Annotated in this window: 19 protein-coding genes and 1 rRNA gene; 15 read left to right on the plus strand and 5 right to left on the minus strand. The window is 73.2% G+C overall.

Annotated elements, in window-relative coordinates:
• Positions 1-88, plus strand: a 5S ribosomal RNA gene (gene rrf, locus ACFY3N_RS30055); the annotation flags it as partial.
• A gap of 86 nt (positions 89-174) precedes the next feature.
• Here the strand turns inward: rrf and ACFY3N_RS30060 are convergent.
• Complete coding sequence (locus ACFY3N_RS30060) at positions 175-1,239, minus strand: hypothetical protein (protein ID WP_390820061.1); 1,065 nt, start codon at positions 1,237-1,239, stop codon at positions 175-177.
• 54 nt (positions 1,240-1,293) lie between these two features.
• Here ACFY3N_RS30060 and ACFY3N_RS30065 point away from each other — a divergent pair, with 54 nt between their 5' ends.
• The gene (locus ACFY3N_RS30065) at positions 1,294-2,016 is read left to right on the plus strand and encodes a hypothetical protein (RefSeq protein WP_390820056.1); all 723 of its coding nucleotides are present in this window, start codon (positions 1,294-1,296) and stop codon (positions 2,014-2,016) included.
• A gap of 58 nt (positions 2,017-2,074) precedes the next feature.
• Here the strand turns inward: ACFY3N_RS30065 and ACFY3N_RS30070 are convergent, their stop codons facing one another.
• On the minus strand, positions 2,075-3,364 hold the full coding sequence (locus tag ACFY3N_RS30070) for a DUF1015 domain-containing protein (RefSeq protein ID WP_390819929.1): 1,290 nt from the start codon (positions 3,362-3,364) through the stop codon (positions 2,075-2,077).
• A gap of 72 nt (positions 3,365-3,436) precedes the next feature.
• Here ACFY3N_RS30070 and ACFY3N_RS30075 point away from each other — a divergent pair, with 72 nt between their 5' ends.
• From ACFY3N_RS30075 to ACFY3N_RS30090, 4 genes are all read left to right on the plus strand, one after another.
• Complete coding sequence (locus ACFY3N_RS30075) at positions 3,437-4,465, plus strand: HAD hydrolase-like protein (RefSeq protein WP_390819930.1); 1,029 nt, start codon at positions 3,437-3,439, stop codon at positions 4,463-4,465.
• A 79-nt stretch (positions 4,466-4,544) separates the two neighbouring features.
• A complete protein-coding gene (locus ACFY3N_RS30080; RefSeq protein ID WP_390819931.1) occupies positions 4,545-5,588 on the plus strand; it encodes a FecCD family ABC transporter permease in 1,044 nt (347 codons plus the stop codon).
• Complete coding sequence (locus ACFY3N_RS30085) at positions 5,585-6,622, plus strand: FecCD family ABC transporter permease (RefSeq protein WP_390819932.1); 1,038 nt, start codon at positions 5,585-5,587, stop codon at positions 6,620-6,622. The genes ACFY3N_RS30080 and ACFY3N_RS30085 overlap by 4 nt, the downstream gene beginning before the upstream one ends.
• A complete protein-coding gene (locus ACFY3N_RS30090) occupies positions 6,619-7,500 on the plus strand; it encodes an ABC transporter ATP-binding protein (protein ID WP_390819933.1) in 882 nt (293 codons plus the stop codon). Before ACFY3N_RS30085 ends, ACFY3N_RS30090 begins: the two co-directional genes overlap by 4 nt.
• Here the strand turns inward: ACFY3N_RS30090 and ACFY3N_RS30095 are convergent.
• On the minus strand, positions 7,484-7,831 hold the full coding sequence (locus tag ACFY3N_RS30095) for a sterol-binding protein (protein ID WP_390819934.1): 348 nt from the start codon (positions 7,829-7,831) through the stop codon (positions 7,484-7,486). The two genes, ACFY3N_RS30090 and ACFY3N_RS30095, sit on opposite strands and share 17 nt — an antisense overlap.
• Positions 7,832-7,873: 42 nt before the next feature.
• Between ACFY3N_RS30095 and ACFY3N_RS30100 the strand changes: the two genes are divergently transcribed.
• From ACFY3N_RS30100 to ACFY3N_RS30120, 5 genes are all read left to right on the plus strand, one after another.
• Positions 7,874-8,164: a hypothetical protein gene (locus ACFY3N_RS30100; protein WP_390819935.1), complete on the plus strand. Its 291-nt coding sequence runs from the start codon at positions 7,874-7,876 to the stop codon at positions 8,162-8,164.
• A gap of 55 nt (positions 8,165-8,219) precedes the next feature.
• A complete protein-coding gene (locus tag ACFY3N_RS30105; protein WP_390819936.1) occupies positions 8,220-9,035 on the plus strand; it encodes a TlyA family RNA methyltransferase in 816 nt (271 codons plus the stop codon).
• On the plus strand, positions 9,032-9,937 hold the full coding sequence (locus ACFY3N_RS30110; RefSeq protein WP_030825524.1) for an NAD kinase: 906 nt from the start codon (positions 9,032-9,034) through the stop codon (positions 9,935-9,937). The genes ACFY3N_RS30105 and ACFY3N_RS30110 overlap by 4 nt, the downstream gene beginning before the upstream one ends.
• 164 nt (positions 9,938-10,101) lie before the next feature.
• A complete protein-coding gene (gene recN / locus ACFY3N_RS30115) occupies positions 10,102-11,820 on the plus strand; it encodes a DNA repair protein RecN (protein WP_390820057.1) in 1,719 nt (572 codons plus the stop codon).
• Between the two features lie 201 nt (positions 11,821-12,021).
• Positions 12,022-13,143 (plus strand): glycosyltransferase family 4 protein, encoded by a 1,122-nt coding sequence (locus ACFY3N_RS30120; RefSeq protein ID WP_390819937.1) that lies wholly within the window; start codon positions 12,022-12,024, stop codon positions 13,141-13,143.
• Between the two features lie 15 nt (positions 13,144-13,158).
• On the opposite strand, the gene ACFY3N_RS30125 is transcribed toward ACFY3N_RS30120, so the two are convergent.
• Both ACFY3N_RS30125 and ACFY3N_RS30130 read right to left on the minus strand, forming a co-directional pair.
• Positions 13,159-14,790 carry a PucR family transcriptional regulator gene (locus ACFY3N_RS30125; RefSeq protein ID WP_390819938.1) on the minus strand — a complete coding sequence of 544 codons (1,632 nt, stop codon included), beginning with the start codon at positions 14,788-14,790 and terminating at the stop codon, positions 13,159-13,161.
• Between the two features lie 245 nt (positions 14,791-15,035).
• The gene (locus tag ACFY3N_RS30130) at positions 15,036-16,838 is read right to left on the minus strand and encodes a glycoside hydrolase family 15 protein (RefSeq protein WP_390820058.1); all 1,803 of its coding nucleotides are present in this window, start codon (positions 16,836-16,838) and stop codon (positions 15,036-15,038) included.
• A 464-nt stretch (positions 16,839-17,302) separates the two neighbouring features.
• Between ACFY3N_RS30130 and ACFY3N_RS30135 the strand changes: the two genes are divergently transcribed.
• From ACFY3N_RS30135 to ald, 4 genes are all read left to right on the plus strand, one after another.
• Positions 17,303-18,952 carry a CTP synthase gene (locus tag ACFY3N_RS30135; protein ID WP_390819939.1) on the plus strand — a complete coding sequence of 550 codons (1,650 nt, stop codon included), beginning with the start codon at positions 17,303-17,305 and terminating at the stop codon, positions 18,950-18,952.
• A 119-nt stretch (positions 18,953-19,071) separates the two neighbouring features.
• Positions 19,072-19,698 carry an NUDIX domain-containing protein gene (locus tag ACFY3N_RS30140; RefSeq protein ID WP_390819940.1) on the plus strand — a complete coding sequence of 209 codons (627 nt, stop codon included), beginning with the start codon at positions 19,072-19,074 and terminating at the stop codon, positions 19,696-19,698.
• A gap of 163 nt (positions 19,699-19,861) precedes the next feature.
• The gene (locus ACFY3N_RS30145; protein ID WP_390819941.1) at positions 19,862-21,919 is read left to right on the plus strand and encodes a tetratricopeptide repeat protein; all 2,058 of its coding nucleotides are present in this window, start codon (positions 19,862-19,864) and stop codon (positions 21,917-21,919) included.
• Between the two features lie 135 nt (positions 21,920-22,054).
• Positions 22,055-23,179, plus strand: coding sequence for an alanine dehydrogenase (gene ald / locus ACFY3N_RS30150; protein ID WP_390819942.1), 1,125 nt, complete (start codon positions 22,055-22,057; stop codon positions 23,177-23,179).
• Positions 23,180-23,361 lie beyond the last annotated feature (182 nt).

A 23,361-nucleotide genomic window follows, 5' to 3' on the forward strand; every position in this document is an offset into this window, starting at 1 on the left:
CGGTTACATTCCGAACCCGGAAGCTAAGCCTTACAGCGCCGATGGTACTGCAGGGGGGACCCTGTGGGAGAGTAGGACGCCGCCGAACAATCTTTGGAAGGACCCCTGGTCACCAGCGTTCAGCTGGGACCAGGGGTCCTTTTTTATTTACGCTTGCAGTACCGAAGACAGGAGTCACCGATGTCCACCAACTCTCCCGACGACCGTCCGGAGCGCGACCAGCGGCGACGGGACAGTGGTGACCGTCCTGAACGCTCCGACCGTAGTGGCCAGCGCGGTGGCCCGCGTCGAGGCGATGACCGCGACCGTGGCTTCCGGCGGGACGACCGGACCGGTGGCCGGCCGGAGCGTGGTGGCTTCCGCGGTCGGGATGACCGCAGGGACGACCGACGCGGCGATGATCGCGAGCGTTCTGGCTTCCGTCGCGACGACGACCGGGGGTACGGCCGTCGTGATGACCGACGAGGCGATGATCGTGGTGGCTTCCGTCGCGAAGACAGCCGTGGTGGTGACCGCGGTGGCTTCCGCGGCCGTGACGACCGCGGCGGCGAGCGTGGTGCCTTCCGCCGTGACGACAGCCGTGGTGGCGAGCGTCCTGGCTTCCGTCGCGACGACGACCGGGGATATGGCCGTCGTGATGACCGACGCGGCGACGATCGTGGTGGCTTCCGCGGCCGTGACGACCGGGGCGGCGAGCGTGGTGCCTTCCGCCGTGACGACAGCCGTGGTGGCGAGCGTCCTGGCTTCCGTCGCGACGACGACCGGGGGTACGGCCGTCGTGATGACCGACGCGGCGACGATCGTGGTGGCTTCCGTCGCGAAGACAGCCGTGGTGGTGACCGTGGTGGCTTCCGCGGCCGTGACGATCGCGGCGGTGAGCGTGGTGGCTTCCGCCGTGACGACAGTCGTGGTGGCGAGCGTCCTGGCTTCCGTCGCGACGACGACCGAGGGTACGGCCGTCGTGATGACCGACGCGGCGACGATCGTGGTGGCTTCCGCGGCCGTGACGACCGGGGCGGCGAGCGCAGCGGCTTCCGCCGCGAAGACAGCCGTGACAGTGAACGTGGTGGCTTCCGCCGTGAAGACACCCGCAGCGGTGACCGTGGTGGCTTCCGCCGCGAGGAGAGCCGCAGCGGGGAGCGTGGTGGCTTCCGCGGGCGGGACGACCGCGGGCGTGGGCCTCGGCGGGACGACCGTGGTGGGCGGCCCGGTGGGTTCCGTGGGCGGGACGACCGGCACGGTGGCGGGCGGTTCCGTGAGGACCGGGACCGCGACCGTGAGCCGATCAAGCGGCTGCCGATCCCCGAGGACGTCACGGGCGAGGAGATCGACAAGGACGTACGGCAGGAACTGCAGAGTCTGCCCAAGACGCTCGCGGAGGACGTCGCCAAGAACCTGGTGATGGTCGCCCGGCTGATCGACGAGGACCCCGAGGGCGCGTACGGCTACTCCAGGGTGGCCCTGCGGCTGGCGTCGCGTGTCGCCGCCGTGCGGGAGGCCGCCGGCTTCGCCGCGTACGCGAACCAGAAGTACGCCGAGGCGCTCGCCGAGTTCCGGGCCGCGCGGCGGATGACCGGGACCGTGGAGCTGTGGCCCCTCATGGCCGATTGCGAGCGTGGGCTCGGCCGGCCGGAGAAGGCGCTGGACATGGCCGGGGCGCCCGAGGTGCAGAAGCTGGACAAGGCCGGACAGGTCGAGATGCGGCTCGTCGCGGCCGGCGCCCGGCGTGACATGGGCCAGCTGGACGCGGCGATCGTGACGCTGCAGAGCTCCGAGCTGGCGTCCAACTCGGTCCAGCCGTGGACCGCGCGACTGCGCTACGCCTACGCCGACGCGCTGCACGCCGCCGGCCGGAGCGGTGAGGCACGGGAGTGGTTCGCCAAGGCCGTGGAGGCCGACCGGGACGGCAGCACGGACGCCTCCGACCGGCTGGCCGAGCTGGACGGCGTGGAGTTCGTGGACGCCCTCGGCGAGGACGAGGCCGACGACACCGCGGACGAGGACGACAAGGACTGACGTCCGGGACGCGGGACGGACATGAAGGGGCGGGCCTCCGCGGAGGCCCGCCCCTTCGTCACAGGTCGAGCGCGCGCAGGACCAGGCCCGACGCCGGCTTCGGGCCGAAGGACGTCGACTTGCGCGGCATCGTGACGCCCTGACGGGCGAGGTCGCGGACGACGTCCTCGCGCACCGGGTGCATCAGGACGGCCGTTCCGCCGTCGCGTTCCGCCTTCTCGACCGTGGCCGCCGTGTCGTGGATGTAGGCGATGCGGGCGGGGGAGTCGGGGACGCGCCAGACGTGGTCGAGGAGCGTGGCGTGCAGGACCGTCGCGTCGAGGGTGCGCCAGGCCACCGGACGGTCCGCCGGGATCGTGCGGGCCAGCAGCTCCGGGTCCGGGCGGTCGACGAGGTGGAAGGCACCGTCCCCGGCGAGGAGGAAGGCGTTGCCCGCCGAGGCCGCCTCGGCGAGGGCGTTCATCGCCTCGGCCGGCTGCGCGTCCAGGCGGCGCACGCGGAACAGGCCGTCGAGTGCGGCCACGGCGTCCGCGACCGGCAGGCCGTGCAGCAGACGGTGGATGGCGCGGACGCGCAGGGGATAGCGGGCCGTGTCCACGAGGAGGACCAGGCCGTGGTCCCAGGGGCCGGGGGAGGGGTGCTCCGCGCGCAGGCGCCGGTAGGTCGCCCAGCGGTGGTGGCCGTCGGCGATGAGGGCCTGGTGACCGGTGAGTTCCCGCTGGACCGCGGCCAGGTCGGCGGGGTCGGTGACGGACCACAGGCGGTGGCGGAAACCGTCCTCCGTGGTGGTCGCCAGCAGGGGCGGGTGCCCGGCCGTGCGCTCGATCAGACCGGCCGTGGCGGTCGCCGGGCCGTCGCCCCGGTAGGTGAGCAGCAGCGGTTCGAGGTTGGCGGAGGTGGCCCGCATCAGGTCCGCGCGGTCGGCGACGATGTGCGGCATGACGTCCTCGTGCGGCAGGACCAGTCGCTCGTCGGGGTCGGAGACGCGCAGCGCGCCGATGATGCCGCGCTGCACCACGCCGCCGCCGTCGCGCTGCTCGTAGACGTACAGGCAGGGTTCCGGGTCGGCGGTCAGGACCCCCTCCGCGCGCCAGCGGCGCAGCGTGTCGGCGGCCTGGGCGTTGCGCGCCTCGGGCGTGCCGGCCTCGGGCAGGATCAGCCGGACGATGTTGTACGGGTCGGCGGACTGGAGGTGGTGCAGGCCGTCGGGGCGGACGACGACGTCGTACGGCGGGGATGTCACGGCGGCCAGGCTGCCGACCCGGTCGGGGTCGTAACGAAGGCCTCGGAACGGGGTGAGTTCCAGGCCCCGGGGCGCCTTTGCCGTCGAGTGACCTGCAGTGTTCATCCCGGCATCGTACGGCTGTCGGTGGCATGGGGGATGATCGGGGGAAAGCCGTCGAACGAGGAGCGATGCGGAATGAGCCGGAGCGTCAGGACGAGGCCCGAGGGCAGTGGGCAGGCCCTGAGCGAGGCGTACGACACGGCGCTGCTCGACCTCGACGGCGTGGTGTACGCGGGCGGGAGCGCGATCGCCCACGCGGTCGAGTCGCTGGCCGCGGCCCGCGGGGGCGGTATGCGTCTCGCCTACGTGACCAACAACGCCCTGCGCACCCCGGACGCCGTGGCCGCCCATCTGACCGAGCTGGGGATACCGGCGGAGGCCGGCGACGTCGTCACCTCCGCGCAGGCGGTCGCGCGACTGGTCGGTGAACAGGTGCCGCAGGGCGCCCGGGTGCTGGTGATCGGCGGTGAGGGGCTGCGGGTGGCGCTGCGCGAGCGCGGGCTCGTGCCGGTGGAGTCGGCGGACGACGACCCGGTGGCGGTCGTCCAGGGGTACGGCGGGCCCGAGTTGCCGTGGGGGAGGTTCGCGGAGGCGTCGTACGCCGTGGCGCGCGGGTTGCCGTGGTTCGCGTCCAACACCGACCTGACGATTCCCAGCGGCCGGGGCATCGCCCCGGGCAACGGTGCTGCGGTGGAGGTCGTACGGATCGCCACGGGCGCCGAGCCGCAGGTCGCGGGCAAGCCGCTGCCGCCGATGCACCGGGAGACGATCCTGCGGACGGGCGCCGAGCGGCCGTTGGTGGTGGGGGACCGGCTGGACACGGACATCGAGGGCGCGTTCCACGGCGGGGTCGACTCGCTGCTGGTGCTGACCGGCGTGACGGACGGCGCGCGGCTGCTCGCGGCGCCGCCGCAGCACCGGCCGACGTATGTCGACGCCGATCTGCGCGGGATGCTCACCGGGCAGCCGGAGGTCGTCGTGGCGGGCGACGGGTTCCGGTGCGGTGGCTGGACGGCGACGGCCGGGGCCGGGGAGCTGGAACTGGAGGGCGACGGCGGCGCGCTGGACGGGCTGCGGGCGCTGTGCGCGGCGGCGTGGACGGCGGCCGGGGACGGCGGGTGCGAACTGGACGGCGGGAAGGCGCTGGCACGGCTGGGACTGTGAGGACCCGCGCCTCCCGCGCCGCCGGGGAAGCCCGACCTGGGAATCGTGATCGATTGCGAGGGTAGGCTAACCTAACTGCGTGTTGGTCGAGAGTCCCCCCGAACAGCGCGCGGAGACCGCCCCCGCGCCCCCGAACCGCCGGGCGATACGTGTCCTCGGACTGCTCGTCTCCGTGGTGGTCCTGGCGCTCGTGGCGCTGGCGAGCATCGCGATCGGGGCGAAGGAGCTGTCCCTGGAGCAGGTCTGGCACGGCCTGTTCCAGGACTCGGGCACCTATGGCGACGTCGTCGTGGCCGACAGGCTGTCACGGACCGTCCTCGGAGTGCTCGCGGGGGCCGCGCTCGGTCTGGCGGGATCGGTCCTGCAGGCGCTCACCCGCAACCCGCTGGCCGATCCCGGACTGCTCGGCATCAACGCGGGCGCGTCCGCCGCCGTCGTCACCGCCATCACCTTCTTCGGCGTCACCTCGCTGTCCGGATACGTGTGGTTCGCCTTCTTCGGCGCGGCGGCCGTCGGCGCGCTGGTGTGGTTCCTCGGCGGCAGCCGGGGCGCGACGCCGGTGCGGCTGGTGCTCGCCGGTACGGCCATCAGCGCGGCGCTGTACGGCTATCTCCAGGCCATCATGATCCTCGACGACGCGGCGCTCGGCAGGATGCGTTTCTGGACGGTGGGTTCGCTGGCCTCGGGGACCGACTCGACCGTCACCCAGGTGCTGCCGTTCCTGCTCGCCGGCTCCCTCCTGGCGCTGGCGCTCGCCCGGCCGCTCAACGCCATGGCCATGGGCGACGACACCGCCAAGGCCCTCGGCGCCAACCTCAGCCGCACCCGCGCGCTGTCCATGCTCGCCGCGACGGTGCTGTGCGGGGCCGCGACCGCCGCCTGCGGGCCGATCGTCTTCGTCGGCCTGATGGTGCCGCACATCGTGCGCTCCTTCACCGGACCCGACCTGCGCTGGATCCTGCCGTACGCCGCGATCCTCTCGCCCGTGCTGCTGCTCGGCGCCGACGTGATCGGCCGGATCGTGGCCCGGCCCGCCGAACTCCAGGTCGGCATCGTCACCGCGATCCTCGGCGGCCCGGTCTTCATCTTTCTCGTACGACGGCGGAGGACGGCCCAGCTGTGAAGACCAACCGCGCGGTGCGGACCCCCGGCGGCCTCTCGGTCCGGCTGGACGTGCGCGCCCTCACCGTCGTCGTCCTGCTCCTGCTCGCGGCGCTCACCGCGAGCGTGGTGCTGATCGGCACCGGCGACTTCCCGATCCCCGCCGGCGACGTCCTGAGGACCCTCGTCGGAGAGGGCGACCCCGGCCAGGAGTTCATCGTCACCGAACTGAGGCTGCCCCGGGTCCTGGTCGGACTGCTCGTCGGCGCCTCCCTCGGGCTCGGCGGCGCGCTGTTCCAGTCCGTCTCCCGCAACCCGCTGGGCAGCCCGGACGTGCTCGGCCTCGGACAGGGGGCGACGGCCGGCGCCCTCACGATGATCGTGCTGTTCTCCGGGACCGCCGGCCAGGTCGCCCTCGGCGCGCTCGCCGGCGGACTGGTGACAGGGTTCGCCATCTACGCGCTCGCCTGGAAGCGGGGCGTGCACGGATACCGTCTGGTCCTGGTCGGCATCGGTGTCTCGGCGGTCGTCACGGCGGTCAACGGCTATCTGCTCACCAAGTCCGACATCGTCGACGCCGCCCGCGCGGTCGTCTGGATGACCGGATCCCTCGACGGCCGGGACTGGGACCAGGTCTGGCCGCTGCTCGCCCTGTGCGCCGTCCTCGTACCGCTGGTCCTGGCCAACTCGCGCGGCCTGCGGATGATGGAGATGGGCGACGACGTGTCGTACGCCCTCGGGGTGCGCGTGGAGCGCGTACGGCTGCTGGTGATGCTGTCGGCCGTGCTGCTCACCGCGTCCGCGACCGCCGCCGCCGGACCGGTCAGCTTCGTCGCGCTCACCGCGCCGCAGCTCGCCCGGCGGCTGACCCGTTCGCCGGGCCCGAACCTGGCCGCGTCGCTGTGCATGGGCGCCGCCCTCCTGATCACCGCCGACTGGACGTCGCAGCGGGCGTTCGGCGCCGAGCAGCTGCCCGTGGGCGTGGTCACCGGCGTGCTCGGCGGCGTCTACCTGCTGTGGCTGCTGGTCACCGAGCGCAGAGCGGGCCGGATATGAGCGCCGGCAGCGCCACCGGCAGCAGGACGAACCACCGAAGGAGCACCGTGAACCGACTGTCCGCCGAGAACGTCACCCTGGCCTACGACCAGCGGGTCATCGCCGAACAGCTGTCGGTGGAGATACCGGACAACTCCTTCACCGTGATCGTCGGCCCCAACGCCTGCGGCAAGTCGACGCTGCTGCGGGCGCTGTCGCGGATGCTCAAGCCGAGCCGGGGGCGCGTCCTGCTCGACGGGCAGGCCATCCAGTCGATGCCGGCCAGGAAGGTCGCCCGCACCCTCGGCCTGCTGCCCCAGTCGTCCATCGCGCCCGACGGCATCACCGTCGGCGACCTGGTGGGCCGCGGCCGCTACCCGCACCAGGGCCTGCTGCGCCAGTGGTCCGCCGAGGACGAGCGCGTGGTCCGGGAGTCGATGGCCCGCACCGGCGTCGCCGAGCTGGCGGAACGCTACGTCGACGAGCTCTCCGGCGGTCAGCGCCAGCGCGTGTGGATCGCCATGGCGCTGGCCCAGCAGACGCCGTTGCTGCTCCTCGACGAGCCGACCACCTTCCTCGACATCCAGCACCAGATCGACGTGCTCGACCTGTGCGCGGACCTCCACGAGGAGCAGGGACGCACCCTCGTCGCCGTGCTCCACGACCTCAACCACGCCGCCCGGTACGCCACCCACCTCATCGCCCTGCGCGGGGGCGAGGTCATCGCCCAGGGCGCCCCGAAGGACATCGTCACCGCCGGGCTGGTCGAGGAGGTCTTCGGACTGCGCTGCCAGGTCATCGACGATCCCGAGACGGGCACCCCGCTGGTGGTGCCGGCGGCCCGCAGGGCACGGGCGAAGGGCACGGCCGAGAAGGTGGGCGTCACAGAAGCCTCCTGAGCCGGAACAGGTCGCGCAGCCCCGCCTCGAGCCGCACCCGGCCCGATCCCCAGGCCCTGGCGAAGTGCAGTTCGCCGTCGACCAGGGCCACCAGGTCGTCGCCCGCCATCGCGAGCCGTATCTGCGCCCTCTCGCGCGGCGGGCCGGGGAACGTCTCGTGCACCTCGATCCGGCCGCCGGTGAGCCGGCCGGCGAAGGTCACGTCCAGGTCGGTGACGTGGCAGCTGACCGAGCGGTCCATCGCCGCGGCCGCCCGCACGTCCCCCTCGGCGTCCTGCATGCTGTCCGAAAGCTTGTCGAGTGCGGTACGGCACTCCTCGATCGTGGCCATCGCGGACGACGGTACCGCAGCCGTTCGCGGTAGCGTCGGGGCATGAACGACGCAGTGCCGGAGGCGGAGGGCACGGACCCGGGCACCGTGCAGCCGCCGCCCGAGGACGGACCCGCCGCCCCCGCACCCCTGGACGTGCCGCGCACCCCCACCGGCCACCTGGAGGTGGACGCCCGCCTGGAGCGGCTGGCCGACGCCGACCACCTCACCACGGACGGCCACCTCGAGGTGTACGAGGATGTGCACCGGGGGCTGCGCGACGCGCTCACCGCGCTCGACGCCCACCCGGGACCCCGGGCTCCCGCCCGTCACCCGACCACCACCCCGCAATGAGGCCCTCCGGGCCCCGAGCCCGATCCGCCTCACGAACACAGGAGCTGAACCGAACGTGGCAGGAGTCGTACGCCGCCGTCTCGACGCGGAGCTGGTCCGCCGTAAGCTCGCGCGCTCGCGCGAGCACGCCAGCCAGCTGATCGCCGCCGGGCGGGTCAGCGTCGGCAGGACGGTCGCGACCAAGCCCGCCACGCAGGTGGAGACCGCCGCCGCGATCGTCGTCGCCGAGGACGCGGGCGACCCGGACTACGTCTCGCGCGGCGGCCACAAGCTGGCCGGCGCCCTGGGCGCGTTCGTGCCGCGGGGGCTGGTCGTCGAGGGGCGGCGGGCGCTCGACGCCGGCGCCTCCACCGGTGGCTTCACCGACGTCCTGCTGCGGGCCGGCGCCGCCCACGTGGTCGCCGTGGACGTCGGATACGGACAACTCGCCTGGACCCTGCGCAACGATGAACGCGTCACCGTCAAGGACCGTACGAACGTGCGGGAGTTGACGCTCGAGGTCATCGATGGGGAGCCTGTGGATCTTGTCGTGGGGGATCTGTCCTTCATCCCGCTCGGACTGGTGCTGCCCGCCCTGAAGCGGTGCGTGACGCCGGACGCCGATCTGGTGATGATGGTGAAACCGCAGTTCGAGGTGGGCAAGGAGCGGCTGGGCAGCGGCGGGGTCGTCCGCAGCCCGCAGCTGCGCGCCGAGGCCGTGCGCGGGGTGGCCGACAGGGCCTGGGAGCTGGGGCTCGGCGCGAAGGGCGTCACGGCGAGTCCGCTGCCCGGACCCTCCGGGAATGTCGAATACTTTCTGTGGCTGCGGGCCGGGGCTCCGGAACTGGACCCGGCCGACATCGACCGTGCTGTGGCGGAGGGGCCGCGTTGACACAGAACCGAGCTCGTACTGTTTTCCTGCTGGCCCACACCGGGCGGCCCGCGGCCATCCGCAGCGCCGAACTCGTGGTCAAGGGGCTGCTGCGCTCCGGTCTCGGGGTGCGGGTCCTGGAGGACGAGGCCCGCGACCTGCCGCTGCCGGACGACGTGCAGACCGTCAAGGAGGCCACCCCGCAGTGCCTGGACGACTGCGAGCTGCTGATCGTGCTGGGCGGTGACGGCACACTGCTGCGCGGCGCGGAGTTCGCCCGCGCCTCCGGGGTGCCCATGCTGGGCGTCAACCTCGGACGGGTCGGGTTCCTCGCCGAGGCCGAGCGGGACGACCTGGACAAGGTGGTCGACCGGGTGGTGAGCCGGGCGTACGAGGTCGAGGAGCGGATGACCGTCGACGTCGTCGTGCACCGCAACGGCGACATCGTGCACACGGACTGGGCGCTGAACGAGGCGGCCGTGCAGAAGGTGTCCGCCGAGCGGATGCTGGAGGTCGTCCTGGAGATCGACGGGCGGCCGGTCACCGGGTTCGGCTGCGACGGGATCGTGTGCGCGACCCCGACCGGGTCCACCGCGTACGCGTTCTCCGCGGGCGGGCCCGTGGTGTGGCCGGAGGTCGAGGCGCTGCTGATGGTGCCGATCTCGGCGCACGCGCTGTTCGCCAAGCCGCTGGTGACCTCGCCGGACTCGGTGCTGGCGGTGGAGGTGCTGCCGCACATCCCGCCGGGGGTGCTGTGGTGCGACGGACGGCGGACGGTGGAGCTGCCGGCCGGGGCCCGGGTGGAGGTGCGGCGGGGAGCCGTGCCGGTGCGCCTGGCCCGGTTGCACCACGCCTCGTTCACCGACCGGCTGGTCGCGAAGTTCGCGTTGCCCGTGTCCGGATGGCGCGGGGCGCCGCACTAGCGTTCTCGATGGGGTGGTTCCGGAGTGTCGGCGGCCGCGGGCCGGTCGTGGCCGTTCGCGCAGCTCCCCGCGCCCCTGGGCACCTGCTCCCGCGTGGGTGACAAGGGTGGGCCGGTCGCACTCCCGGGCCTCGACCTCGTAAGGTCGGGTGCGTGTTGGAGGAGATGCGGATACGGTCGCTCGGAGTGATCGACGACGCTGTCGTCGAGCTGTCGCCCGGCTTCACCGCCGTCACCGGTGAGACGGGTGCGGGCAAGACCATGGTGGTCACCAGCCTGGGCCTGCTGCTGGGTGGACGGGCGGATGCGGCCCTGGTGCGGATCGGCGCGCGGAACGCGGTGGTCGAGGGACGGATCGCCGTGCCCGAGGGCTCGGCGGCCGTCGTGCGCGCCGAGGACGCAGGGGCCGAGCTCGACGACGGGACCCTGCTGGTCAGCCGGACCGTCTCCGCCGAGGGGCGGTCCCGGGCGCACCTGGGCGGGCGGAGCGTGCCCGTGGGGCTGCTCGCCGAGCTCGCCGACGACCTGGTGGCCGTGCACGGGCAGACCGACCAGCAGGGGCTGCTGAAGCTGTCCCGGCAGCGGCAGGCGCTGGACCGGTACGCCGGGTACGCGGTCGCCGTGCCGCTCGGCAAGTACGGCGAGGCGTACAAGCGGCTGCGGGCCGTCACCACGGAGCTGGAACAGATCACCACGCGCGCGCGTGAGCGGGCCCAGGAGGCCGATCTGCTGCGATTCGGGCTCGAGGAGATCGCCGCCGTGGAGCCCCGCGCGGGTGAGGACGTGGAGCTGGCGGAGGAGGCCGAGCGGCTCGGGCACGCCGAGGCGCTGGCGTCCGCCGCGGCGGTCGCGCACGCCGCGCTCGCGGGCAATCCGGAGGATCCCGAGGGAGTGGACGCCGGGACGCTCGTCATGGGCGCGCAGCGGGCCCTGGAGGCCGTACGGGCGCACGATCCGGCGCTGGCCGCGCTCTCCGAGCGGATCGGGGAGGTCGGCATCCTGCTGCGCGACGTGGCCGGGGACCTGGCGGGGTACGCCGACGACCTGGACGCCGATCCGCTGCGGCTGGCGGCGGTGGAGGAGCGGCGGGCCGCGCTCACCGGGCTGACCCGGAAGTACGGCGAGGACATCGCGTCGGTGCTGGAGTGGGCCGAGCGGGGCGCCGCGCGGCTGACCGAACTGGACGGCGACGACGAGCGGATCGCGGAGCTCACCGCCGAGCGGGACGCGCTGCGCACCGAACTGGGCGCGCTGGCCCAGGAGCTGACGGACGCGCGGGCGGAGGCGGCGGAGCGGTTCGCGGCGGCCGTGACCGCCGAGCTGGCCTCGCTCGCCATGCCGCACGCACGCGTGTCGTTCGACATCCGGCAGACCGATGACCCCGAGGGCGTCGAGGTGGGCGGGCGCACGGTCGCCTACGGTCCGTCGGGCGTGGACGAGGTCGAACTGCTGCTCGCCCCGCACCCCGGGGCGCCGCCCCGGCCCATCGCCAAGGGCGCGTCGGGCGGTGAGCTGTCGCGCGTGATGCTGGCCGTGGAGGTGGTGTTCGCGGGCACGGACCCCGTGCCGACGTACCTCTTCGACGAGGTCGACGCCGGTGTCGGCGGCAAGGCGGCGGTCGAGATCGGCCGGCGGCTCGCGCGGCTGGCGAAGACGGCCCAGGTCGTGGTCGTCACGCACCTGCCCCAGGTGGCCGCGTTCGCCGACCGGCAGCTGCTGGTGGAGAAGACCAGCGACGGTTCGGTCACCCGGTCCGGCGTGAAGGTGCTCGAGGGCGAGGACCGCATCCGCGAACTCTCCCGCATGCTCGCCGGCCAGGAGGACTCCGAGACGGCCCGCGCCCACGCGGAGGAGCTGCTGGCGACGGCACGGGCGGACGGGTAGCCGGGGGCCGCACCGGACGAGGGATGAGATTCCGTCACTCGTGTGGGTGACATGTGGTCCGGTGCGGGCCCGGGCCCGGGACGCCGGCGTGGTCGGAACGGCCGTACGGCCTGGCATCCTTGACGGAGTACGGCGAGGAACTCGCCCGGTCCTTCCGTACGTTCTTCGGGACCGCACGAACCGAACCAGGAGCCCGACCACGTGACCCCCGTGAGCAGCCACTCACCGCTGCGCACCGTGCAGGTGCTGGGTGGTGGCAACGCCGCCAGCAGCGCCCATGTGCGCTCGCTGGCCGCGGGGCTCGTCGCGAGGGGCGTGCGGGTCACGGTGTGCGCCCCCGTCGAGGCGGATCGCGCCTACGACTTCACCGGCGCCGGCGCCGACCACGTGCCCGTGCCGCGCAGCAGCGACCCGGCGTCGGTGGCCGCGCTCCGGGCCGCCTGCACGGGCGCCGACCTGGTCCACGCGCACGGGCTGCACGCCTCCTTCCGCACCGTGCTCGCCCTCAGCGGACGGCACACCCCGCTCGTCGTCACCTGGCACGACCGGGCGCGCGCCGACGGCCCGCGCGCCCACTTCCTGCGCGTGCTGGAGCGGCGGGTCGTCAAGGCGGCCGCCGTGGTGCTCGGGACGACCTCCGCCCTCGTCGACCGGGCGCGCCGCACGGGCGCGCGGGACGCCCGGCTGGCCGCCGTGTCCCTCCCCGGGCCCCGCACCTCCCCGGTGCCGGACGACCCCGACCTGCTGCGGCCCAAGATCCGGGCCGAACTCGGCGCCACCGGGCGCCCGTTGCTGATCGCCGTCGGCTCCCTCGAACGGCACCGGGGCTACGACGTCCTGCTGGACGCCACCCACGCGTGGCGGCGCCTCGACCCCGTACCGCTGGTGGTGCTCGCCGGGGAGGGGCCGCTGCGCGGCGAACTCCAGCGCAGGATCGAGGACGAGGAGCTGCCGGTCCGGCTCGTCGGACGGCGCGACGACATCACCGATCTGCTGGCCGCCGCCGACGTCGCGCTGCTGCCGAGCCGGTGGGAGGCGCGCTCCCCGCTCGCCCAGGAAGCCCTCCACGCGCGCGTGCCGCTCGTCGCGACCGCCGTCGGCGGCATCCCCGAACTCGTCGGCGACGCCGCCGAACTCGTCCCGTACGGCAACGCGCGGGCGCTCGCGGACGCCGTCGCGGGGCTGCTGGACGATCCCGGCCGCCGGGAGCTGCTCAGGGAGCGGGGCGTGCGGCAGGCCGCCACCTGGCCGACCGAGGACGAGACGGTCGCCCAGGTGCTCAGCGTGTACGACGAGTTGACCCGGCACCGGCCCCTGATCTGACGCCGGCCCTCGCGGTCAGGGCACGTGCCGTCGGGCGCGCAGGGCCAGGCCCAGCGCCAGGACCGTGTGCGGGTCGTCGAGGTCGGTGGCCAGCAGCTCGCCGATGCGGGCGAGCCTGTTGTAGAGCGTCTGCCGGTTCAGATGGAGGTCGCGCGCCGTCTCCGCCTTGCGTCCGGCGTGCGCCAGATAGCTCTCCAGGGTGGGCAGCAGGGGCGGCTTGGAACGGCGGTCGTGGTCCAGCACCGGACCGATCGCGCGGTCCACGAAGTCCGCCAGGTCCGGGTGGTCGCGCAGCCGCCACAGCAGCAGGTCGATGTCCAGCCGCCGGGCGTCGTACCAGGGGCGGTCCGGCAGGCCCTGGGCCGCCGTCGCCGTCTCCGCCGCGTGCCGCAGGCCCGTGGACGCCGCCGCCCAGCCGCCGGCCGGCCCGACCACCACGGCGGGCGGCCGGCCCCCGGGCCGCAGCATCCCCGCACGTTCCACGCCGGCCCGCAGCGCCGCCGCCACCCGGTCCGCGACCGCCGGCCGGTCGGCCTCCGCGCGGAGCCCCAGCAGCAGCGGCACCCGCCCCTCCACCGGCCGCACCCCCAGCAGGACGGGCACCCCGAGCGAGGCCAGTTCCTCGCCCACCGCGCGGGCCAGCACCGCCCAGCCGCCGCCCTGCGGGGACAGCGCGTCGCCGAGCCGCATCACCACCGGCAGCAGCGGTCCGGAGCCCGGCTTGAAGCCCAGCACGCGCGCCTGCGCGGGCGCGTCCGCCGCGTCGACGCGGCCCTCGGCGAGGTCGGTGAGGAAGTCCCCGCGCCCCCGCGCGGCCAGCTCCTCCTCCTGACGCGCCTGCATCAGCACCACGGCGAGCAGGCCGGCCGCCCGCTCGGCCGCCATACGGTGCACCGGCTCCGGCGCGCTGCGCACCGGAAGCAGCACCAGACGCGCCCGTACGCCGCCGCTGCCGGGGCCGCCGCCGGGCACGTCCACGAGCGCCGAACCGGCCGGCGGGTCGTCCTGGTGCCGGTCGCGCAGCCCTTCCCAGACCTGGAGCGGATCCGCGCCCTCGGGTCCCTCACCGGCCGCGTACAGCAGCCGGCCGTCGGTCGTCTCCAGGAACGCCGGGTTGCCGGTGAACCCGGCGAGGATCTCCAGGACCCGGGGGACCCCGCCGCCGCCCAGCAGCGCCTCGGTGCAGCGGCGGTGCACCTCCTCCGCGCGTTGCAGCAGCGCGTAGTGCCCGTTGACGATCTCGGTGTGGATCTCCTCGGTGACCGCCACGAACGGCACCTCGCGGTGCAGCTGGACCAGCGGCAGCCCCGCCGCCCGGGCCGATTCGACGAGGGCGGCGGGCAGCCGGGTGAAGCGCGGGCCGAGCTCGACGACGAGGGCCGCGATGCCCCGGTCGGCCAGCGTGCGCACGAACGCCCGCTGGTCGGCCGGGCGGGTGCCGAGCCCGTAGCCGGTGGTCAGCAGCAGCTCGCCGCCCTTGAGCAGCGAGGCGATGTGGGGCACCTCACCGGCGTGCACCCAGCGCACCGTGCGCCGCAGCCGGTCGGCGCCCGCCACGACCTCCGGCAGCCCACTGCGCAGCCCGGGCAGCTCCAGCGCCCGCCGCACGGTGATCCCGGCGCCCCGGGTGTCGTATCCGCTGTCCATACCCGGACGCTACCTGCGCGGATGTCACGGGTACATCCGCGGGCCCGGGGCCGACGCGCTGTCACGGGCTCTGCCGGCCGAGGCGGCGGCCACGGTCGGCCTGATCGGCGACGCCGGCACCGTGCGGGCCCGCACGGACGCCTGCGCGGCGGCCGGCCCGGACGAGATCGCCCCGGTCCCGGCCACGGCGGGCGACCCCGGCGGCGAGCGCACCCCTGATGGCGCTCGCGCCCGGGTGGCGGGCCTCAGCCCCCGTACGCCCCCGAGGCCGTCAGCCGCAGGGCCGTGTCGATGAGCGGCACGTGGCTGAAGGCCTGCGGGAAGTTGCCGACCTGGCGCTTCAGGTGCGGGTCCCACTCCTCCGCCAGCAGGCCGAGGTCGTTGCGCAGGGCGAGCAGCTTCTCGAAGAGCTTCCGCGCCTCGTCCACGCGGCCGATCATCGCCAGGTCGTCCGCCATCCAGAACGAGCAGGCGAGGAACGCGCCCTCGTCGCCCGGCAGGCCGTCGACGCCCTCGTGCTGCCCCTCCGTCGGGTAGCGCAGGATGAACCCGTCGGACGTGGACAGCTCGCGCTGGATCGCCTCGACGGTGCCGATCACCCGCTTGTCGTCCGGCGGCAGGAAGCCCACCTGCGGGATCAGCAGCAGGGAGGCGTCCAGCTCCTTGGAGCCGTAGGACTGCGTGAAGGTGTTGCGCTCCTTGTCGTAGCCCTTCTCGCACACGTCCCGGTGGATGTCGTCGCGCAGCTGCCGCCAGCGCTCCAGCGGGCCGTCGGCGTCGCCTGACTCGATCAGCTTGATGGTGCGGTCGACGGCGACCCAGGCCATCACCTTGGAGTGCACGAAGTGGCGGCGCGGGCCGCGCACCTCCCAGATGCCCTCGTCCGGCTCCTGCCAGTGGTCCTCCAGGTAGCGGATCAGCTTCAGCTGGAGCACCGAGGCGTAGTCGTTGCGGGCCAGACCGGTCATGTGCGCCAGGTGCAGGGCCTCGGTGACCTCGCCGTACACGTCCAGCTGGAGCTGGTGCGCGGCGCCGTTGCCCACCCGGACCGGGGCGGAGTTCTCGTAGCCGGGCAGCCAGTCCAGCTCCGCCTCGCCGAGCTCGCGCTCACCGGCGATTCCGTACATGATCTGCAGGTTCTCCGGGTCGCCCGCCACCGCGCGCAGCAGCCACTCGCGCCAGGCGCGGGCCTCCTCGCGGTAGCCCGTGCGCAGCAGCGAGGACAGGGTGATCGCCGCGTCCCGCAGCCAGGTGTAGCGGTAGTCCCAGTTGCGGACGCCGCCGATGTCCTCCGGCAGGGAGGTGGTGGGCGCGGCCACGATGCCGCCGGTCGGGGCGTACGTCAGCGCCTTGAGCGTGATCAGGGAGCGGATCACGGCCTCGCGGTAGGGGCCGTGGTACGTACAGTGCTCCACCCACTCGCGCCAGAACTCCTCGGTCGCCTCCAGCGACTGCTCGGGCTCCGGCAGCGGCGGAGGCTGCTTGTGCGAGGGCTCCCAGGAGACGGTGAACGCGATCCGCTCGCCCGGCGCGACGGTGAAGTCCGCGTACGTGGTCAGCGACTCGCCGTAGGTCTGCGCGGAGGTGTCGAACCACACGGAGTCCGGGCCCGCGACGGCGACCGTGCGTCCCTCGTGCCGGTGCACCCACGGGACGATCCTGCCGTAGGAGAACCGCATCCGCAGCGCCGAGCGCATGGGCACCCGGCCCGAGACGCCCTCCACGATCCGGATCAGCTGCGGGGCGCCGTCGCGCGGGGGCATGAAGTCCGTCACCCGGACCGTGCCGCGCGGGGTGTCCCACTCCGATTCCAGGATCAGAGAGTCGCCGCGGTAGCCGCGCCGGGTCGCCCTGGGCGGCTCGGCCTCGTCGGCGTGCGCGGGACCCAGCCGCCAGAAGCCGTGCTCCTCGGTGCCCAGCAGGCCGGCGAAGATGGCGTGGGAGTCGAAACGGGGCAGGCACAGCCAGTCCACCGTGCCGTCCCGGCAGACCAGGGCAGCGGTCTGCATGTCTCCGATGAGTGCGTAGTCTTCGATGCGCCCGGCCACGTGCAACTCCAGTCGAACGGCCACGTCACCCCTGCGAGGGGGCTGTCGCTAGTGCGGTCAAGGGGTTTTGAAATACGTCGTTGAGCTGTGAAGCAAAGCAGTCGCTCGGCCGTGAAGGCAAAAGCGCCAATCTCTGCTCAACGAACTGACGAGCCCACGTTGTTCCGGAAGTCACGGGCGGGGGTGGTGCCGTTCGGCCGGACGGGCTCGGCAGTGAGTGTCCGAGCAGGATACGACGCACGTAGATGATCTGTGTGCCGCTCCGGACAACCCGGCCCCGCCGAACGAGTGACCAAGGGGTGAGGGGCCGGTGTGCGGTGCCCGCCCCGTGCCGGCGCGTGTGCGGAGCGTGGCCGGGAGCCATCGCCCCGCGGCGCTGATACGCTGGTAGCCCGTGGACCGGTGGGCCAGAAAGCCCCGGAACCGCACCCACAAGCCGCGACCACGGGAGCCCCCTCTTGGCCATGCCGCCCAAATCTTCGACGACCAAGCACATCTTCGTCACCGGGGGTGTCGCCTCCTCGCTCGGCAAGGGGCTCACCGCCTCCAGCCTGGGCATGTTGCTCAAGGCCCGGGGCCTGCGCGTCGTGATGCAGAAGCTCGACCCGTACCTGAACGTCGACCCGGGGACGATGAACCCCTTCCAGCACGGTGAGGTGTTCGTCACCAACGACGGCGCCGAGACCGACCTGGACATCGGCCACTACGAGCGGTTCCTCGACCGCGACCTGGACGGTTCCGCCAACGTCACCACCGGTCAGGTGTACTCGACGGTGATCGCCAAGGAGCGGCGCGGCGAGTACCTGGGCGACACCGTGCAGGTCATCCCGCACATCACCAACGAGATCAAGCACCGCATCCGCCGCATGGCCACCGACGAGGTGGACGTCGTGATCACGGAGGTCGGCGGCACGGTCGGCGACATCGAGTCGCTGCCGTTCCTGGAGACCGTCCGCCAGGTCCGGCACGAGGTCGGCCGCGACAACGTGTTCGTGGTGCACATCTCGCTCCTGCCGTACATCGGCCCCTCGGGCGAGCTGAAGACGAAGCCGACCCAGCACTCGGTCGCGGCGCTGCGCAACATCGGTATCCAGCCGGACGCGATCGTGCTGCGCTGCGACCGCGAGGTGCCCACCGCGATCAAGCGGAAGATCTCGCTGATGTGCGACGTCGACGAGACCGCCGTGGTCGCCTGCCCCGACGCCCGCTCGATCTACGACATCCCGAAGACCGTGCACGGCGAGGGCCTGGACGCCTATGTGGTCCGCAAGCTGGACCTGCCGTTCCGGGACGTGGACTGGACGACCTGGGACGACCTGCTCGACCGTGTCCACAACCCCGACCACGAGATCACCCTCGCCCTGGTCGGCAAGTACATCGACCTGCCCGACGCCTATCTCTCGGTCACCGAGGCGCTGCGCGCGGGCGGCTTCGCCCACCGGGCCCGCGTGAAGATCAAGTGGGTCACCTCCGACGACTGCAAGACCCCGGCCGGCGCCCAGGCGCAGCTCGGCGACGTCGACGGCATCTGCATCCCGGGCGGCTTCGGCGACCGCGGTGTGCTCGGCAAGGTCGGCGCGATCAAGTACGCCCGTGAGAACCGGATCCCGCTGCTGGGCCTCTGCCTCGGTCTGCAGTGCATCGTGATCGAGGCCGCGCGCCACCTCGCGGACATCTCCGACGCCAACTCCACCGAGTTCGACCCGGGCACCGCCCACCCTGTGATCTCCACCATGGCCGAGCAGCTCGACATCGTCGCCGGTGAGGGCGACATGGGCGGCACCATGCGGCTCGGCATGTACCCGGCCAAGCTGGCCGAGGGCTCCATCGTGCGCGAGGTGTACGACGGCAAGGAGTACGTGGAGGAGCGGCACCGGCACCGCTACGAGGTGAACAACACCTACCGCGCGGAGCTGGAGAAGAAGGCGGGCATCGTCTTCTCCGGCACCTCCCCGGACGGCAAGCTCGTCGAGTACGTCGAGTACCCGCGTGAGGTCCACCCGTACCTGGTCGCGACCCAGGCGCACCCGGAGCTGCGCTCCCGTCCGACCCGTCCGCACCCGCTCTTCGCGGGCCTGGTGAAGGCCTCGGTCGAGCGGAAGATCTCGAAGTAGCACACCCGGTTGTACGGTGGCCGGGACGCGGACCTCCACCAGGGGCGCGTCCCGGCCACTTTTTCGCACATGTTCACGCACGGCACGCGCGCGACCGCCGTACGTCGGGAAGGACAGCCATGACGATCAAGGACACCCCGGAGGAGTGGGAGGTCCGCGGGACCGAGACCCCGTTCACGGGCAACAAGACCTCCGTCCGCACCGACGACGTGGTCATGCCCGACGGGACCGTGGTGCACCGCGACTACCAGGTCCACCCGGGGTCCGTGGCCGTCCTCGCCCTCGACGACGCCGACCGGGTCCTGGTGCTGCGCCAGTACCGGCATCCCGTGCGCCACAGGCTGTGGGAGATCCCGGCCGGCCTGCTCGACGTCCCCGGCGAGAACCCGCTGCGCGCCGCCCAGCGCGAGCTGTACGAGGAGGCGCACGTCAAGGCGGAGGACTGGCGGGTGCTGACCGACGTCTACACCACGCCCGGCGGCTGCGACGAGGCCGTACGGATCTTCCTGGCCCGGGGGCTGTCCGAGGCCGAGGGCGAGCGTTTCGTGGTCGAGCACGAGGAGGCCGACATGGAGCTGGCCCGGGTCCCGGTCGAGGAGCTGGTGCGCGGCGTGCTGGCCGGCGAGCTGCACAACAACTGCCTGGTGGTGGGCGTCCTCTCGCTGGTCGCCGCACGGGCCGGTGACGGCCTGGACGCGCTGCGCCCGGCTCAGGCGCCGTGGCCGGCGCGTCCGTTCGAGGCATGATCCCGCCCCGCGCGCATGGTGATATGACCATCGGCTGATCCGATCGGGGGATGTGTCCGCCGCGCTCCACCGGGAACGTCGCAGAGCGTGAACTAGGCTCTGGAAAACGCCCGATCCGGAGCCCCGGCGGGCTTGCGCGCGCGGTGGGACGGGAGTGAGGCCCGTGACGGATCAGGCGGTGGACCCAGACGGTGTGCGGTTCCTTCGGGACACTGCCGGCGAGGGTCGATTCCTGGGCCGTACGAGGGAGCTGAAGGAGTTGCGCGCCGACATCGAGCGCGCGGGACTGGACACCCTCTCCGGCCGCAAGGCGCCCCGCGCGCGCGTGCTGCTCATCGCCGGCCGGCCCGGTTCCGGCCGCAGTGCCCTCGCCGGGGAACTCGTACGCCAGGTCGCCGACCGCTACCCCGACGGCGTGCTGCGCGCCCGGCTGAGCGAACCCGACGGCACCCGCGTGCCCGTCGAGCGCGCCGCGCGGGAACTGCTCGACGCGCTGGAGGCGCCCGCCCCGGCCGGGGCGGGCGAGGACGAACTGAGCGAGGCGCTGCGCACCGCGCTGGCCGACCGCCGGGTGCTGCTCCTGCTGGACGACGCGGCCGACGCCGGGCAGGTCGACGCGCTGCTGCCGGACAACCCCGACTGCCTGGCCGTCGCCGTCTCCTCGGGGCCGCTGACCGGCATCGCGGACGTCCGCCCCTGCACCCTCGGCGGCCTCGACACCAAGTCCGCGGTGGAAGTGCTCTCCCGGTTCACCGGATCGGTGCGCATCACGGTCGACCCCCGGGCCGCCGAGCGGCTCGCCGAGCAGTGCCAGGGCCAGCCGGCCGCCCTGGTGCTGGCCGGGGGCTGGCTCGCCGCCCGGCCCAAGGCCGCCGTCGCCGACCTCGCCAGGCAACTGCACACGGACCCCGGCCAGGACACCGTCGTCAGCCGCGTCCTGAGGTTCGTGCACGCCTCGCTGCCCGCGCCGGCCGCCCGCACACTGCGGCTGCTCAGCCTCGCCCCGGCCGGTCTGGCCGACCCGCACACCGCCGCCGCCCTCGCCGGCTGCTCGGTGGAGTCCGCCCGCGCCACCCTGGACGACTTCGTCGCCCACGGGCTGCTGCGCGCGGTGGGCTCGTCGCTGCCGCAGTACGAGGTGCCCTGCTGTCTGCAGCCCCTGCTGCGCGCCCTCGCCGAGGACCACGAACGGCCCGCCGAGCTGCAGCTGGCCCGCGCCCGGATGCTGGAACGGACCGTACGGCTGCTCCAGTCGTGCAGGGCGATCACCGAGACCGACAGCCTCCAGGCACGCGAGAAGCTCCTCGGCATGCCGCGCGCCCTGCGCTTCCCCGGCCCGCGGGCCGCCGCCGACTGGCTGCGCGTGCGCCGTCCCGCCCTGCTGGCCTCCGCGCGGCTCGCGGTCGCCGACGGGGAACTGGACACCCTCGCCCGGCGCCTGATGTCCCAGCTGGTGCGGGCCATGGTGGCCCACTTCGGCACCCAGGCCGCCGCGAGCGACCTGTACGACCTCCACGGCCTGGTCCTCGACGTCGCCGAGCGCCGGAACCTGCCCCGTGAGCGGGCGGCGGCCCTGCTGAACCTCGGCGACCTCGACGCCCGCACCGGCCGCACCGCCGACGCCCTGGGGCGCTACCGGGACGCGCTGGACGCCGGCCGCGAGGCGAACGACCCGTACGCGACCGGCCGCGCGATGGAATCCGTGGGCGGCGCCCACCTGGAACTCGGGGACTACGACCGGGCCGCCGACTGGTTCGGCCGCGCCCTGGTCGAACGGCTGGCCCGCGGCGAGCGCGAGGACGCCGCCCGCCTCTACGGCCGTATCGGCGCCGCCCACACCTACGCCGGCCGCTACGGCGAGGCGCTGCGCAACTGGCGTGCGGCCGTCGCCGGACACCGCAGGCAGGGGGACGTGGCCGCACAGGCACGGGCGCTGAGCGAACTGGCCCGGGTGCAGGAGTACGCGGGGCGGCTCGACGAGTCGCTGCGCACCTGCCGGGAGGCCGTGGAGTGGGCGGGCAGGGCCGAGGACACCCGCTTGCAGGCCGCGCTGCACCTGCGGCTCGCCGACTCCTACGAGCACCTCGGCGACCCCGCGTCGGCCGCGCTGCACCGGGACACGGCCGAGCGCATGCTGGCAGAGGAGGCCCTGGAGGACGACTCCGAGCCGGAACATGGAGCTAACGCCTACGAAATCCGTAGCTCATCCGCCGAAGATTGAAGCAATGAAAGGCTAGACAGCGGGAACACCTTCATTAAACTGGCTCTGCCGCACCATCTCCTGCGGTCTCTCCCGGTGTGCCCGTGTGCGCCCGGGTATGCGTAGCGATACCCCATACCCTCTGAGCCAAGGACCGTGATCGACGTGAAGGTCGGCATCCCCCGCGAGGTCAAGAACAACGAGTTCCGGGTGGCCATCACCCCCGCCGGCGTGCACGAGCTGGTGCGCCACGGCCACCAGGTCGTCATCGAGCGCGGCGCCGGCGTCGGCTCCTCGATCCCGGACGGCGAGTACGTCGCCGCCGGCGGGCAGATCCTGGACACCGCCGACGAGGTCTGGGCCGCCGCCGACCTGCTGCTGAAGGTCAAGGAGCCCATCGCGGAGGAGTACCACCGCCTGCGCAAGGACCAGACCCTCTTCACCTACCTGCACCTGGCCGCGTCCAGGGAGTGCACGGACGCCCTCCTGGAGTCCGGCACCACCGCGATCGCCTACGAGACCGTCGAGCTGCCGGGCCGCGCCCTGCCGCTGCTCGCCCCGATGTCCGAGGTCGCGGGCCGGCTCGCCCCGCAGGTCGGCGCCTACCACCTGATGCGCGCCAACGGCGGCCGCGGCGTGCTGCCCGGCGGCGTCCCGGGCGTGCTGGCCGGCAAGGCCGTGGTCATCGGCGGCGGCGTCTCCGGCTGGAACGCCGCGCAGATCGCCATCGGCATGGGCTTCCACGTGACCCTGCTCGACAAGGACATCAACAAGCTGCGCGAGGCGGACAGGATCTTCGGCACGAAGATCCAGACCGTCGTCTCCAACGCCTTCGAGCTGGAGAAGGCGTGCCTGGAGGCCGACCTCGTGATCGGCGCGGTCCTCATCCCCGGCGCCAAGGCCCCGAAGCTGGTCACCAACGAGCTGGTCTCGCGGATGAAGGCGGGAAGTGTCCTTGTCGACATCGCGATCGACCAGGGCGGCTGCTTCGAGGACTCCCACCCGACCACGCACGCCGAGCCGGCCTTCAAGGTCCACGAGTCGGTGTTCTACTGCGTCGCCAACATGCCCGGCGCGGTGCCCAACACCTCCACCTACGCGCTCACCAACGCCACGCTGCCGTACATCGTCGAACTCGCCGACCGCGGCTGGGTGGAGGCGCTGCGCCGTGACCCCGCGCTCGCCAAGGGTCTCAACACGCATGACGGCAAGGTGGTTTACAAGGAGGTCGCCGAGGCCCACGGCCTGGAGCACGTGGAACTCGCCTCGCTGCTCGGCTGAGTCGCGAGGACGGTAAGTCGACCAAGTCGCCCACCGGCAAAGGCGACAGGTCAACATCCGTCGTCAACGTCAGGTGTCGGGCCGGACCTTGCCCCGCGAGGTCCGGCCCGATGTGTGTATGGTCACTTCCTGATTCCGGGGCGACTCGCCTCGAACGTAACCCTTCTACCGATTCGCACACC

It is taken from the genome of Streptomyces sp. NPDC000348, assembly GCF_042898795.1.
Taxonomy (GTDB): Bacteria; Actinomycetota; Actinomycetes; order Streptomycetales; family Streptomycetaceae; genus Streptomyces.